A 13,500-nucleotide genomic window follows, 5' to 3' on the forward strand; every position below is an offset into this window, starting at 1 on the left:
TTTAAATTATTTTACGTTGATTGGTAGTGGTGCATTAGGTGCTACTAGTTTTTGTTCGCGCATTTCTTCCCAGAATGCTGCTGGAATTATTGTGTTTAAGGCGTTTTGATCTTCTACAATTCGTTCTGGTTTACTTGCACCAGGAACAACAGCAGCAACTGCTGGATTCGCTAGTGAAAATTGTAATGCAGCAGCTTTGATGCTGATTTCGTGACGATCTGCAAGAGCTTTGATTTTCTCAACTTTTGCAATAATTTCTGGCGATGCTTTTTGATATTCGAAGTGAGCGCCTCCAGCAAGAATACCTGAGCTATATGGGCCACCAACAACAATATCCATATTATGCTTAACAGCTGCAGGCATTACTCGTTGCAATGCACGCTCGTGGTCTAGTAATGAATAACGACCAGCTAGTAAAGATATATTTGGCTTCGCTTCTTCTAAATCAAGCATAAGTTCAATCGATTCTACTTTGTTTACTCCAAGTCCCCAGCCTTTAATGACGCCTTCTTCACGTAAGCGTGTTAGCGCACGGAATGCTCCTGTTCGAGCAATTTCAAATTGTGAAATCCACTCATCACCATAAAAATCTTGTGCTAAATCATGAATGAAAACAAAGTCTAGTCGATCTGTTTTTAAACGTTTCAGACTTTGCTCAATAGAACGAAGTGTTGCATCTGCGCTATAATCATTGATCATTTTATTTTTACGACCAAATTCGAACAGTCCGCCTTTTTCACCTAAATCACGTGCAGATGGATCTTCTAGTTCATCTGAAATCGTTCGACCTACTTTCGTACTTAAAAAGTAATCATCACGATTTCTTTTTGATAGTGCTTCACCAAGACGAATCTCCGCTAAGCCAGATCCATAAAGTGGAGCTGTATCAAAGTAACGAACGCCATTCTCCCAAGCAGCATCTACTGTAGCGATTGCTTCTTCTTCTGGGATATTACGGTACATATTTCCTAGTGGTGCTGTACCAAAACCGATTTTTTCATTTAGTAATTTACTCATTATAGATATCCTCCTAAATTGTATTTAAAAATCAATATATATCATTTAATTGTCTGACAAAAGGCATGATAAAAGTATATAAACAGTTAAAAAAGTACGTTAGCACTAAAAGATAACATGGGTAATTTCTAACACTGCATGACTCACTCAACTCTTACAAATGCTATTATGAAATGTATTTTACATAATGAAAAGTACGTACTTTAAAGTGATATAGATACTAAAAAGTAATACAGGTACTTTTTAGTGCCGTACTACTCATCTGCTGTTTACGTATGCTATTATGAAACATGTTTAACAGAATAAAAAGTACGTACTTTAAGGTGCTATAGATACTTAAAAGTAATATTTAAATCTTTAGCTTAATTGCCTTATAACATTATTAAAGGAGATTTTTATATGAAAACATACAATATTCCTGTAGAGGCGACTTTAGAGGTTATCGGTGGAAAGTGGAAAGTAGTTATCCTTTGTCATTTAAAGAAAGACAAAAAGAGAACGTGCGAATTAAAACAATTAATGTCTGGTATTACACAAAAGATGTTAACACAGCAATTACGTGAATTAGAAGAAGATGGTGTAATCGAGAGAAAAGTGTATAATCAAGTGCCGCCAAAAGTAGAGTATTCTTTAACGGATTACGGTCATTCTTTAGATGCTATACTGGATTCTCTTTGTAACTGGGGAGAAAATCATCTTGAAAAGAATGGTAACACGTCTATGCTTATAACAGCAGCTGAATAAAGAAAGAAAAAACGAGCGAAAATACGCTCGTTTTTTCTTTTTGTATAGAGGGAGATTTTTAAACGGCATAATTACTTTTTTGTAATATAGGTACTTTTTTGTGCTGTAGGAACTAAAATGTGCCGTATAGAAAATTATCTGTTTTTACGCAACAATAGAGAAGAAATTTAGAAAAAGGAGGGGAAATCGCGTGAAACAATATAATATACCGATAGAAGCAACTTTAGAAATTATCGGGGGAAAGTGGAAGGTCGTCATTTTATGTCACTTAACGAAAGGAACGAAGCGAACGAGTGAATTGCAGCGTCTAATTCCTGAAATTTCTGTTAGAATGTTGACGCAACAACTACGTGAGCTGGAAGATGATGGTGTGATTACACGTGAAATCTATAAAGAAATTCCACCCCGAGTAGAATACTCCTTAACTGATTATGGGTGGTCTTTGCAAAATGTATTAAATCAATTGACCGTATGGGGAGAACGATGTATAGATAGAAAAAATAGTAAAGTTAAGTGAAATCTCTATATGTAATATTGAAAACACCACCTAATGACGAGGTGGTGTTTTTCAGTATGAATCTTTAAAAAAGTAAGTGGCTATACCTTATCAACAGCTGTTTTAGCTAGGGAGAATGTTTAACGCATCATTCATCATAGGTACTTAAAAGTGCCTTCATCACTTTAAAGTACGTACTATGCTTCATAATATAACCGTTTTATAATGGCACTCGTAGCAAGAAGTCATAATGGTTTTAAGCTATGTTCAAAAAAACTTATTAACTAGTATAGTTTTTTTGTTCAATTTTTTTAGTAGGAGATGTCTAGATGGTTGAAGAACTTTTTTATAAAAAAATACTCAAAAATCTTTTTTTAGATCCGGTTCAAATTACACTTTGGAATGGAGAAACAATACAATATGGAGAAGGGGAACCTCAATTTCATGTAACATTCCATAAGCCGCTTTCCAAAAAAGAAATGGCAAAGGATCCTTCTATTGCATTCGGTGAAGCATATATGAATGGGGACCTTGAAATAGAGGGGAACCTTGAAAAAGCAATTCAATCTATTTATAAAAGGCAGGACAGCTTTTTAGGTGATAGTAAGTTGCAATATTTCAAAAGTAAATGGAATTTCTCGAAACAAAAAAATAAAGATGATATTGCTCATCATTATGATATTGGGAACGATTTCTATAAATTGTGGCTTGATGAAACAATGACATATTCTTGTGCATATTTCCAAAGTGAGCAAGATTCTTTAACGACAGCCCAACATAATAAAGTGAATCATATTTTGAAAAAGTTGAACCTTCAAAAAGGTGATACGTTATTAGACATTGGTTGCGGGTGGGGTGAGCTCATTACAGCTGCCGCTAAGCAGTACGGTGTGAAAGCGATGGGAGTAACGTTAAGTGAGGAACAATATGCTAAGACTTCCGAGCGAATCAAACAAGAGGGACTTACGGATTTAGTTGAAGTATCTTTACTTGATTACCGCGATATTAAGAATCGCAAATTTGATAAAATTGTTAGTGTAGGTATGATTGAACATGTAGGAAAAGACAACATTACGCAATACTTTGAGACAGTGAATACACTACTAAATGATGGTGGGATTTCTCTACTTCATTGTATTACTTCTCCGGCCAATGGTGGTGCTACGAATGGTTGGATTGAAAAGTATATATTCCCTGGCGGTTATGTCCCTGCTGTTAACGAATTAATCACGAACATGACAAACGAACAATTTTTCATTGTTGATGTGGAAAGCTTACGTAGACATTACGGGAAAACATTACAACATTGGTCTCGAAATTTTGAAAACGTACTGGAGGAAGTTCGCAAAACGAAAGATGAGCGATTCATTCGTATGTGGCGCTTATATTTAAATGCATGTGCAGCTTCGTTCTTTACAGGTAATATTGATTTACATCAATTTGTATTTACAAAAGGTATTAACGATACAATTCCGATGACACGTTCTTATATGTATGAATAAGAGTGTAATCTAATAGCACTTAAACAATGCTTAAATTTATAAATCCATAATTTGAAGTAAAAAGTCGGGATGAAAATCGAAATGATTTGTATCCCGACTTTTTTATTTGTTATATATATTTAAAGTCAAAACTATATACTTTTAATAATAAAAATATATAATAAAAATAGAAACAAAATTTTATGAGCAAGGAAGTTGAAGAATATGACATTAACAATGGGCTTTATTGGATTTGGAAAATCAGCTAACCGCTATCATTTACCTTATGTAAATACACGTGAAAATATAAAAGTGAAAACGATTTTTGCTCGACAAATTAATGAAGAATTAGCGGCTCCATATGAGGAAAAAGGTGTTAGTTTCACTACTGATTTGGATGAATTGTTGAATGATAAAGAAATTCAAGTGGTGACGGTCTGTACGCCAGCACATACGCATTACGAATTAGCGAAAAAAGTTATACTTGCTGGAAAATCAGTTATCGTTGAAAAACCATTTTGCGATACAGTAGAACATGCGAAAGAATTGTTAGCTTTAGGGCGAGAAAAAGGTGTAGTAGTTATGCCTTATCAAAACCGCCGTTTTGATGGTGATTTTTTAGCGGTGAAGCAAGTTGTAGAACAAGGATTCCTTGGTGATATCGTTGAGGTTGAATCACATATTGATTATTTCCGTCCGGGTTCAATCACTCACGAAGGTCCGAAAGAAGAAGGTTCATTTTATAGTTTAGGTATTCATACGATGGACCGCATGATTTCACTATTTGGCCGTCCAGATACGGTGACATACGATATTCGTAATAATGAAGTGGAAGGTGCGGTTGATAATTATTTTGATGTTAGTCTACATTACGGAAATAAGCTAAAAATTAAACTGAAAACGAACCATGTTGTAGCAAAAGATTATCCACGCTTTATCATCCATGGAACAAATGGATCGTTTATAAAATACGGTGAAGATCAGCAGGAAAATGATCTGAAAGCGGGTATTATGCCTGAGAGTGCAGGATTTGGTGAAGATTCGCCGATGTACTATGGAATTGCTAAATATCGCAATGCAAACGGTGATTGGATTGAAAAACAAATTAAAACGCCACTTGGTGATTACGGTCGTTTTTATGATGCAGCGTATGAAGCAATCGTTAATGGTGCACCAAAGCTTGTGAAAGATGAAGAAGCGGTAACGAATATTGAAATTTTAGAAAATGGGTTTGCTGCTCCATCACCTTCCGTTTACAAACTTGAGGCTTTAAACTTGAATGAATAGAAGAGGGCATACAGTATAAAGGAGGTATGGAAATGGCAAGCGGATCAACACAAGTAAAATACCTCGGCATCTATCAAAAAATTAAACAGAAAATTTTAGACGGTGAATATAAAATTAACGAAAAAATCCCAAGCAGTCCCGTCCTTGCTGAAGAATTTGGCGTTTCAGCTCTTACTATTAAAAAAGCGCTGGATCTGCTAGTGAGAGACGGATACATCATCCGCCGGCGCGGAAGTGGAACAGTCGTTCAAGATTGGCGTCAGCAGGAAAAGGCACGAATGATTCAAACTTTAACAGGTACGAAAGCTGTTTATGGCAGCGAGGTAGAAAGTAAAATTATCGAGTTTACGATTGTCGGTTCCGATGAAATCATTGCTGAAAAATTGGGCCTTTCAGTGGGGGATTTTGTATATAAAATCATCCGCCTCCGCATCATTCACAATATCCCAACGATTATGGAGCATACATGGATGCCTATTTCGGTCATCCCAGGTGTTGAAGCTTCGGTTTTAGAGGAATCGATCTACTCGCACATTCAAAATAAACTAGGTCTTGAAGTAGGAACATCCGTTGTTAGGGTCAAAGGGGTTCGCCCAGATGATAAAGAAAAGCAATTTATGAGCTTAACAAATCATGACTTTTTAATGCGAGTCGAACAAGTAGCCTACTTGACTGATGGACGCACTTTTGAGTACTCTTACGCCGATCATCTGCCGGAAACCTTTGAATTTGAAACAGTTATTACCGCAAAAAGTTATAAAGACGTATAAAAAATAGGTTGGGGCATGTATTACCTCAACCTATTTTTGGTTTTCAATATAGTAGGAACAATTACTATTCATCAGCTGTAATAAGCATGGACGTATTCCCGTTTTTTTCAAGATGAACTTCTCCCCAAGTGCAGAGGGAATCGAGTATGGCTCCTAAAGAAGAACCGTAATCCGTTAAAGAGTACTCTACTTTCGGTGGTACTTGGTCATACACTTTTCTTTGGATTACATCGTCTTCTTCTAGTTCACGTAATTGTTGTGTTAACATTTTTTGAGTAATACCGGACATTAAACGTTTTAATTCGCTCGTTCTTTTTGTTCCTTTTTTTAAATGACAAAGGATAACAACTTTCCACTTTCCTCCAATAACTTCTAAAGTCGCTTCTACAGGAATATTGTATGTCTTCATAAAAAAACTCCTTTGATGAATTTAGATTACAGTTTTGAACCTACATACTTTGTAATACTAAAATTATTTCTTTTTAGTGCCTATGACACTTTAAAGTGCGTACTATTTATTGTGCTAAATATCGGTCATAATAACCGATGTAAGAGATAAATAAGCAGAACTACATTTGAAAATGCATATGTTACTTTTTAGTATCTATAATACTTTAAAGTGCGTACTTTTTATTAGGCTAAATATAATCCATAATAGCACTTGTAAGTAAGAAATGAATAAAATGTATTTTGAAGTGCATTGGAAATTGGTTCGCTATAACGCTATGGGGAAATTCACACAAAAAAATGATTAATTATTCCAAGACTTAACATTTGATTAATAGAACTGTAAGGTTTAAAATTACAGTAAGCTTTTTAGAGGTGAGTTGTCATCATCTGTAAAATGTAGTTTCAATCATTTTATAAAAGAAGCATGAAAAGAAATGAATAGTAGAAATAAACGAAAAATTGCCGAATAAATAATATTACGTGTATTTGATTCTAAACTGTAATTTTTTTTAATACATTTTCATAACCGACAATTAAAATGTACGTTCCATAAAGAACATTAAAGGAGTGAGTGAAATATGGTGGTTTTATATACAACAGCAAGCTGTGGTTCATGTCGAAAAGCGAAAGCATGGCTGGAGGAGAATCAAATTGATTATACTGAAAAAAATATCGTATCCAATTCTATGACAGTGGATGAACTTAAATCCATTCTTCGTTTAACGGAAGAGGGTGCTACTGAAATTATTTCAACTAGATCCAAAACTTTTCAAGACTTAAATATAAATATAGATGAGCTTTCGCTGAATGAATTTTATAAATTAATAATTGAGCATCCGCTCATGTTGCGTCGCCCAATTATGCTGGACGAGAAAAGATTACAGATTGGTTTTAATGACGAAGAAATTCGTAAATTTTTACCACGTAGCGTTCGAACATTCTTAAATATTGAACTGCAAAAGTTGGCTAACTAATAAGGAATAGTATGAAAGGGAAATTTTTCGAAAGGAGGAAACAAAAGGTGATAGAAGTATGCGTTACAGTTAATTATAAAGATAGAAACTACCAAACAAATGTTATTGTAAGCAAAGATACGGTGTGGACAAAGATTAAACAATTGGCAGAAGAACAAGTCAAAAAACAGTGGGATTTTTAAATTTGATTATTAAAAAATGAAGTTATAGGTTAGAGATTATAACTAAATCCAAGACTTTTCAGCAATTAAATATAAAAAAATTTGAAAGGAGAAAGCAGAAAATGATAGAAGTATGCGTTACAGTTAATTATAACGATAGAAATTATCAAACAAATGTTATTGTGAATAAAGATACGATATGGACAAAAATTAAACAATTGGCAGAAGAGCAAGTGAAGAAACAATGGAGTCTTTAAATGTATTTTTAATTTAAAAAGCTAAATGGAGTTATGGGATATAGGTGAGTTCGGATAAAATATAAAGGAATTTATTTTTTATGCTAAGAATGATTCTTATATATTTTAATGTTCGACTAACGTATCTGTAATATTTATGGCTACAGTAAGTTAACATGCCAGAAACATTATTCTTTATCGTAGGAGGAAAACCATGAGTAGCGACTTTACCTTGGCCATTCACAGTTTAACTTATTTAGCTCTACAGCCAGACCGAATGTCAACAAGTAATGCTATTTCAGAAAGCGCAGGTGTTCACCCAGTGCGCATTCGTAAAGTACTAAGTTTGTTAAAAAAACATAAGTTTATACAATCAAAAGAGGGTACTGGTGGAGGTTTTATTTTCGCTCGCGATTTAAGTGAAGTTAATCTCTGGCATATTTATCAAATAACCTCTGAAGGTGCTTTGCAACCTAAATGCCCGGAATCAAATAATCAGTGTATTGTAGGTTTGAATATGCAAAAAGTCCTTTTCACAATTTTTTTAGGTGCGGAAGAACATCTAGGTGAATACTTAAAGAATTATACAATGAAAGAAGTTGTTGATCTCATCAATAAAGAACGTTAAACGGCTTAATTGTTAAATAGCCGTAAGTTCTTAACATTTAAATGTAATAGAAAATATTACAGTTCGATTTTGTTTTTATATCTTGTTTATCGTCATTAAAAATAATTTGTAAGAAGGTGAAAAAGTATGATGTCAAATAATAATCATATTTTAAAAGTAGGAGATTGGGTTCGAGGAATTTCAAATGAAGGTGAATTAATAGTTGGTTACATTGCATCCCTTGATGATGTAGAAGATGTAGTTACAGTTATTATTGTGAAACGTGACAACAAGTATACAATGAACGAAGCAATTTCACTTTATAGTAAACATGTTAACAAACTCCCAGAGTCAAAGGCAGTAAATAAAGAGCAAATTCTTTATCTTATAGACCTAGCATTATTAACAGGGGATGAAGAATGGTTTATCGAGCTTTCTTCAAAATTAAACTCGATCAAAGAGTTAGTTAATGAGGGGTTTTAATTTGTTAGGTTGTGCAATAATCAATAAAATCCTCTCTTTTGTTGCATCTTAATAAAAGAGAGGATTGATGTTATGGAAATAAGACTAACAATGGTTAGCATTATGTGTTTTCTTAGTTTTATATTACCCTGTATTTCTGTTCAGGCAATTGTAAAAAAGGAAAATAGTATAAACGTAAACTTTGACATAGATTTAACTGGTTATGAACTTTATTCGTTTGGTGATTTTAATCAATTAGGTTATAAGATAACGCCACTTACTCAACTGTTTCTAGGGATAGTCCAAACAGAAGGTGAGTGGATTGATGAACCACGATTATATATTAAGGGAAATAAAGGTTATTTTTATCTTTGGAAAGCTGATGGTACGAATGTTCTTTATACTGTTGAAAAGAGCGTTGATTTTTGGGGAATTATTGATGTGAAAAGAAAGAAAATCAACAGAATACCTGTACCAAAAAAGTTTTTAAAAGAAGTAGTCATTGAGCTCTTATTAGAGCCGATAAGTAAAGAGGTTGAAAACTATTATAAGGAACCGAAACTTTGGTATCGAGGTTCTGAAAAAATACTTGAAATAAAAAAAGACGAAGTAAACTCTATTTTCTATATAGCTGTTCAAATTCAAACCTTTGAGGGTGCACACAATCCGCCTTATGGAGAGGACACAATTATTTTTCGTATAAAAGGAAATGATGTAAAAACGATTCATTACAAACATAGGGATATTTCTGAAGAAGAGTTGAAAAAACTCGAATTAAGATGAATTTGAAGTGAGTTGTTTGCACACCTCTGATAACAATTGTTATGTAAATAAAGCTGCCCGATATGGGCAGCTTATTGTATTTTTGCGTTTAGCGTAGGTTTTTGTAAAATGTTAGCGGTCCTCTTATTGCCATAAAGTAAAAAATATATCTTCCTAAAAATGTATATGAATACAATGTCTATAATATATATCCTGAAAATTAGTTTGTACATTCAATAAGATATTTATTTTTAACCATATTAATTATTTATTAGAATATCTTTTTTTATTCGAAATAAAAATTTTTGACAAAGAAGGATATAAATGTTTGTATGATGAGTAACTTGAATAAGTAATATATTAGTGTATTTTATGCTAATTAATTCAATTTTAAGTGATAGGAACAAGGGTTGCGTGCTAACTGTAAAATGTTATCCATGTAAAATTATATCCATTAAATATTTCTGAAAATATAAAAATATTAATTTTATAAATATACACGTTATAATGAGGGCGTCGAGAGAAATTTTATTATCTCTGGAGAAAATATAAAAAATGCGATTATGAGTTAAGAAAGGTGTGTGATTAGAGGCAAAATGTATGTAAAGTACTTCAGTGGCTTGTGTAAGCAATATCATCAGTGCTGCCGAAGTTATGAAAGTAATGTATAGAATTGAGAAAGAAATGCCTCGCAAATTAAGAGAGGCCGGTTTAGCTAAAATTACTGTTAAAAGTAAAAAAGAGAAACCATTAAAGTAATACACTGTTATTAGAAATGTTGCAACGTATTTATGAAGTCTATTCTATATTGTTCTCTTAAGGGTCTTTATATAAAGAGCGGATATTACGAGTAAACTTTTTTGTGAACGCTAACAATTATATTAGGACGCTAACTAGCGAATGTTTCAATTTGGATTTATTATGATGAAGGACATGCAATGTGGGGCAACTTGTAAGGAATTCATTTTCCCAAAAAGGAAAATATTCGGTAGCTAAAAAGGGAGATGCAGGAATAGATACAAGGGGGAGTTATTATATGAACGGGAATACTGCAAAGAAAATAGAAGTTCAAGCTGAAAATACCGCACTAAAAAATGAGCAATATGCAAATCCGAAAAAGTGGCATAAGCAGGATACAACATGGGCACTCAGTCTATTTGGAACTGCAATTGGAGCAGGGGTGCTCTTTTTACCGATTAATGCAGGTTCAGGTGGTTTATTATCTTTACTACTAATTACATTACTTGCATATCCAGTTATGTACTACTCACATAGGGCGCTTGCTAAAATGATATACGCTTCTAATTCTGCTGATGAGGGGATCACAGGTACAATTAGAGAGTATTTCGGAAATAAAGCGAGTATCATTTTTAACATCGTATATTTCGGTTCAATTTATACAATCGTACTAATGTATTCGGTTGCGCTTACAAATACTGCAAGTAGTTTTATCGTGCATCAATTGCACATGCCAGAACCTCCAAGGGCTATTTTATCACTTGTATTAGTTCTTGGTCTTATCGCTATCCTGAATTTTGGTCAAGATATCACTGTAAAGGTTATGAGTATGCTAGTGTATCCTTTCATAGCTTCTCTACTTTTTATCGCAATATCTTTAATTCCACAGTGGAATACGTCAATGCTTAGTTTTTCAGCTGTTTCTACTGCTTCAACAGGAACAGGGTATTTTGGAACGATATTAATGATTCTACCAATCATCGTATTCTCATTTAATCATTCACCTATGATTTCATCATTTGTTGTGAAACAGAGAGCTACGTATGGAATCGAAGCCACTGATGCTAAATGTGCGCAAATACAAAAGGTTTGTTATATCATGACATTTGCGGTTGTTATGTTCTTCGTCTGGAGCAGTACATTGAGTTTGACTCCAGATGATATTAAAATGGCAAAAGAGCAGAACTTATCAATCCTTTCATATCTTGCTAATGAGCTTAATTCGCCTGTAATCACTATTGCAGCTCCACTCATTGCTTTTGTGGCTATTACAAAGTCTTTCCTTGGCCACTATATCGGAGCATATGAGGTAATGCGTGACGTGATTATGAAGTTTGGTAAAACACGTGGAAAAGATATAGAAGAAAAAACAATAAAGACAATAATCCTTACTTTTGTCGTATTAACATGCTGGTATGTTGCTTATGCAAATCCAAGTATTCTTGGAATTATTGATTCACTTAGCGGTCCATTAGTTGCTGCTATCTTATGTCTATTACCGATGTATGCGATTCAAAAAGTACCAGTACTAGCTAAATACAAAGGGAAAATGAGTAACGTATTTGTTATTATTGTAGGTGTACTTACTGTTTTAGCAAGTATTAAGTCATTATTCTAATTCACGATTGTTGATTGTATTGTCAAAGTAGTGGAATATGAAATATCTATTTTTGGACAAACTTCTCAAGTTGGAGAGTTTGTCCTTTTTTATTCAATCTATCAACTTACCGACAAGCAGCCACCTTTCAGATAAGGTGGCTGCTTCGGTATTAATTAATTTTAACTATTCACGTCTAAATGGACCTTTTGGAGCGATAAGTTCTAAATTAGTACCATCTGGATCACGGAAGTAGGCAACGCCTGTACCAAATCCAGATTTTAAGCTGTCTTCTTCTTGAAAGACAATTGGCTCTCCATCTGGTTCTACTCCAATTGCTTTTAGACGTTCTACAGCGGCATCGATATCTTCTACTTCAAAACAAAGATGCATCGCACTAATTTGATCATTTGAGTAAGAGGCTTTATCTGATTTAGGGACAACGTATTCTAGAATGTCAATATTCAAATTATCTAAGTGTAGATTGGCATATTTAATACGAGTATCTTCAAGTCCTTGGGTTTGCGCCATTCTCTTTCCGCCTATTTCATCGATATTTGATACTTTCTTACCTGTTAATGCTTCATAAAAAACGATAGATTTTTCTAAATTACTTACTGTAATTCCGACGTGATTTACTTGTGAGAATCCTGCTGTTTTTTCACTCATTTTTGTTGCCTCCTATTTTTAAGTGGTGTAATGTATTCGTTTCACCAATCTTTTACTGTAATTAAAATGAGCCTTTAGTAGTAGTTCTATTCTAAGTCGTTTGTAACAACACACGAGAAATATAAGAGTATTTTTTTGATCAGAAAAGAATCTAGTATCGGCTAGGTTCTTTTTATTTTTCGTTTGTCTTGATACAAAAATTTGATGAATTTGAATTACAGCTATTGAACCAAAAAGTTTGATATGAAAAATATTATTCTTTAGTACATACATTTTTAAGATGTTAAATATATTTCATAATAGTCTCTGTAAGATAGGGATAAGTAGAATAGTACTTTAAAGTACCTATAGCACTTTAAAGTGCGTACTTTTTATAACTTTGAATATCATTCATAATAGCACCAGTAAGAAGAAAACAAGCTTTACGGTACTAGTTACCAACGATGTTACAGCATTTTATTTAGAATCAGATTGATTGAAAGGTTGTACTATGTGGCCTAATAATTTCAAAAAATGCCGCAGTGGCATAAAACAATTATGGAGGTTAAAGATATGAGTACTTCAAATTTGAATGAAATAAGTAAACAAATTTTAAAAGAGGAGGAAACACTTCAATTTTCCTCTTTTACAAATGAAGATGCATTGCAATTAGGTTTATTTATCGTTGAAACAGCAAAGCGAGAGGGGAAATTGATTGCTGTTGATATAACGAAAAACGGTGTGCAATTATTTCATTTCAAGATGACAGGGACAAATGAGGAAAATACGAAATGGATTGAGCGTAAAAAGCGAGTCGTTTCCCTGCATGATCGTAGCTCGTATTATATGCAGATACAAAGTGAAATAACTGGAATTTCATATAATGAAAAATATCTTTTAGATACTTCGGAATATGCTGCGTTTGGTGGATGCTTTCCTATCAGAATAAAAAACGTAGGGGTTATTGGAATGATAACCGTTTCAGGATTGCCACCAGAAGAAGATCACGAATTGGTAGTAAGAGCAGTTAAAAATCATTTGAACCAATAGTTGTAGTTAGTGAATAAATA

16 protein-coding genes are annotated in these 13,500 nt (G+C 33.5%); 13 read left to right on the forward strand and 3 right to left on the reverse strand.

Annotated elements, in window-relative coordinates:
* Nucleotides 1-6 precede the first annotated feature (6 nt).
* On the reverse strand, nt 7-1,017 hold the full coding sequence (locus DN390_RS06795; RefSeq protein ID WP_098264947.1) for an aldo/keto reductase: 1,011 nt from the start codon (nt 1,015-1,017) through the stop codon (nt 7-9).
* A 399-nt stretch (nt 1,018-1,416) separates the two neighbouring features.
* Between DN390_RS06795 and DN390_RS06800 the strand changes: the two genes are divergently transcribed.
* The 5 genes from DN390_RS06800 (at nt 1,417) to DN390_RS06820 (ending at nt 5,795) form a co-directional block, all read left to right on the forward strand.
* Nucleotides 1,417-1,761: a winged helix-turn-helix transcriptional regulator gene (locus tag DN390_RS06800; RefSeq protein ID WP_071771906.1), complete on the forward strand. Its 345-nt coding sequence runs from the start codon at nt 1,417-1,419 to the stop codon at nt 1,759-1,761.
* 190 nt (nt 1,762-1,951) lie between these two features.
* Nucleotides 1,952-2,278: a winged helix-turn-helix transcriptional regulator gene (locus DN390_RS06805; RefSeq protein WP_000816333.1), complete on the forward strand. Its 327-nt coding sequence runs from the start codon at nt 1,952-1,954 to the stop codon at nt 2,276-2,278.
* 308 nt (nt 2,279-2,586) lie between these two features.
* Nucleotides 2,587-3,759, forward strand: a complete 1,173-nt coding sequence (locus DN390_RS06810; protein ID WP_147806912.1) for a cyclopropane-fatty-acyl-phospholipid synthase — start codon at nt 2,587-2,589, stop codon at nt 3,757-3,759.
* Nucleotides 3,760-3,963: 204 nt separating this feature from the next.
* Entirely contained in the window at nt 3,964-5,025 is a 1,062-nt protein-coding gene (locus DN390_RS06815) for an oxidoreductase (RefSeq protein WP_147806913.1), read from the forward strand.
* Nucleotides 5,026-5,057: 32 nt separating this feature from the next.
* On the forward strand, nt 5,058-5,795 hold the full coding sequence (locus tag DN390_RS06820) for a GntR family transcriptional regulator (protein ID WP_147806914.1): 738 nt from the start codon (nt 5,058-5,060) through the stop codon (nt 5,793-5,795).
* 64 nt (nt 5,796-5,859) lie between these two features.
* Here DN390_RS06820 and DN390_RS06825 read toward each other — a convergent pair whose 3' ends face one another.
* Nucleotides 5,860-6,204 carry a winged helix-turn-helix transcriptional regulator gene (locus DN390_RS06825; protein ID WP_147806915.1) on the reverse strand — a complete coding sequence of 115 codons (345 nt, stop codon included), beginning with the start codon at nt 6,202-6,204 and terminating at the stop codon, nt 5,860-5,862.
* Nucleotides 6,205-6,823: 619 nt separating this feature from the next.
* Here DN390_RS06825 and spxA point away from each other — a divergent pair.
* The 7 genes from spxA (at nt 6,824) to DN390_RS06860 (ending at nt 11,803) form a co-directional block, all read left to right on the forward strand.
* Nucleotides 6,824-7,219 (forward strand): transcriptional regulator SpxA, encoded by a 396-nt coding sequence (gene spxA, locus DN390_RS06830; RefSeq protein WP_000261180.1) that lies wholly within the window; start codon nt 6,824-6,826, stop codon nt 7,217-7,219.
* A gap of 47 nt (nt 7,220-7,266) precedes the next feature.
* Entirely contained in the window at nt 7,267-7,401 is a 135-nt protein-coding gene (locus DN390_RS06835; protein WP_000573519.1) for a BA3454 family stress response protein, read from the forward strand.
* 101 nt (nt 7,402-7,502) lie between these two features.
* Nucleotides 7,503-7,637 carry a BA3454 family stress response protein gene (locus tag DN390_RS06840; RefSeq protein WP_000573529.1) on the forward strand — a complete coding sequence of 45 codons (135 nt, stop codon included), beginning with the start codon at nt 7,503-7,505 and terminating at the stop codon, nt 7,635-7,637.
* 193 nt (nt 7,638-7,830) lie between these two features.
* Nucleotides 7,831-8,244 carry an Rrf2-family transcriptional regulator SaiR gene (saiR, locus tag DN390_RS06845; RefSeq protein WP_060631656.1) on the forward strand — a complete coding sequence of 138 codons (414 nt, stop codon included), beginning with the start codon at nt 7,831-7,833 and terminating at the stop codon, nt 8,242-8,244.
* Nucleotides 8,245-8,370: 126 nt separating this feature from the next.
* Nucleotides 8,371-8,706: an IDEAL domain-containing protein gene (locus DN390_RS06850; RefSeq protein WP_060631655.1), complete on the forward strand. Its 336-nt coding sequence runs from the start codon at nt 8,371-8,373 to the stop codon at nt 8,704-8,706.
* A gap of 72 nt (nt 8,707-8,778) precedes the next feature.
* The gene (locus tag DN390_RS06855) at nt 8,779-9,468 is read left to right on the forward strand and encodes a DUF3888 domain-containing protein (protein WP_147806916.1); all 690 of its coding nucleotides are present in this window, start codon (nt 8,779-8,781) and stop codon (nt 9,466-9,468) included.
* A gap of 1,015 nt (nt 9,469-10,483) precedes the next feature.
* Nucleotides 10,484-11,803, forward strand: a complete 1,320-nt coding sequence (locus tag DN390_RS06860) for an aromatic amino acid transport family protein (RefSeq protein WP_147806917.1) — start codon at nt 10,484-10,486, stop codon at nt 11,801-11,803.
* A gap of 165 nt (nt 11,804-11,968) precedes the next feature.
* Here the strand turns inward: DN390_RS06860 and DN390_RS06865 are convergent, their stop codons facing one another.
* The gene (locus tag DN390_RS06865) at nt 11,969-12,451 is read right to left on the reverse strand and encodes a VOC family protein (RefSeq protein WP_147806918.1); all 483 of its coding nucleotides are present in this window, start codon (nt 12,449-12,451) and stop codon (nt 11,969-11,971) included.
* 513 nt (nt 12,452-12,964) lie between these two features.
* On the opposite strand from DN390_RS06865, the gene DN390_RS06870 reads away from it, so the two are divergent.
* Nucleotides 12,965-13,480: a heme-degrading domain-containing protein gene (locus DN390_RS06870; protein ID WP_141525167.1), complete on the forward strand. Its 516-nt coding sequence runs from the start codon at nt 12,965-12,967 to the stop codon at nt 13,478-13,480.
* Nucleotides 13,481-13,500: the final 20 nt, after the last annotated feature.

It is taken from the genome of Bacillus sp. SH7-1 (genome assembly GCF_008042405.1).
In the GTDB taxonomy this organism is placed as follows: domain Bacteria; phylum Bacillota; class Bacilli; order Bacillales; family Bacillaceae_G; genus Bacillus_A; species Bacillus_A thuringiensis_N.

Bases quoted from the DNA above. Each gene is read 5' to 3' on its own strand.
- DN390_RS06870 (WP_141525167.1), top strand. From the start codon at position 12,965: ATGCCGCAGTGGCATAAAACAATTATGGAGGTTAAAGATATGAGTACT.
- saiR (WP_060631656.1), top strand. From the start codon at position 7,831: ATGAGTAGCGACTTTACCTTGGCCATTCACAGTTTAACTTATTTAGCT.
- DN390_RS06825 (WP_147806915.1), bottom strand. From the start codon at position 6,204: ATGAAGACATACAATATTCCTGTAGAAGCGACTTTAGAAGTTATTGGA.
- DN390_RS06860 (WP_147806917.1), top strand. From the start codon at position 10,484: ATGAACGGGAATACTGCAAAGAAAATAGAAGTTCAAGCTGAAAATACC.
- DN390_RS06815 (WP_147806913.1), top strand. From the start codon at position 3,964: ATGACATTAACAATGGGCTTTATTGGATTTGGAAAATCAGCTAACCGC.
- DN390_RS06795 (WP_098264947.1), bottom strand. From the start codon at position 1,017: ATGAGTAAATTACTAAATGAAAAAATCGGTTTTGGTACAGCACCACTA.
- DN390_RS06840 (WP_000573529.1), top strand. From the start codon at position 7,503: ATGATAGAAGTATGCGTTACAGTTAATTATAACGATAGAAATTATCAA.
- DN390_RS06800 (WP_071771906.1), top strand. From the start codon at position 1,417: ATGAAAACATACAATATTCCTGTAGAGGCGACTTTAGAGGTTATCGGT.
- DN390_RS06855 (WP_147806916.1), top strand. From the start codon at position 8,779: ATGGAAATAAGACTAACAATGGTTAGCATTATGTGTTTTCTTAGTTTT.
- DN390_RS06820 (WP_147806914.1), top strand. From the start codon at position 5,058: ATGGCAAGCGGATCAACACAAGTAAAATACCTCGGCATCTATCAAAAA.
- DN390_RS06865 (WP_147806918.1), bottom strand. From the start codon at position 12,451: ATGAGTGAAAAAACAGCAGGATTCTCACAAGTAAATCACGTCGGAATT.
- DN390_RS06850 (WP_060631655.1), top strand. From the start codon at position 8,371: ATGATGTCAAATAATAATCATATTTTAAAAGTAGGAGATTGGGTTCGA.
- DN390_RS06810 (WP_147806912.1), top strand. From the start codon at position 2,587: ATGGTTGAAGAACTTTTTTATAAAAAAATACTCAAAAATCTTTTTTTA.
- spxA (WP_000261180.1), top strand. From the start codon at position 6,824: ATGGTGGTTTTATATACAACAGCAAGCTGTGGTTCATGTCGAAAAGCG.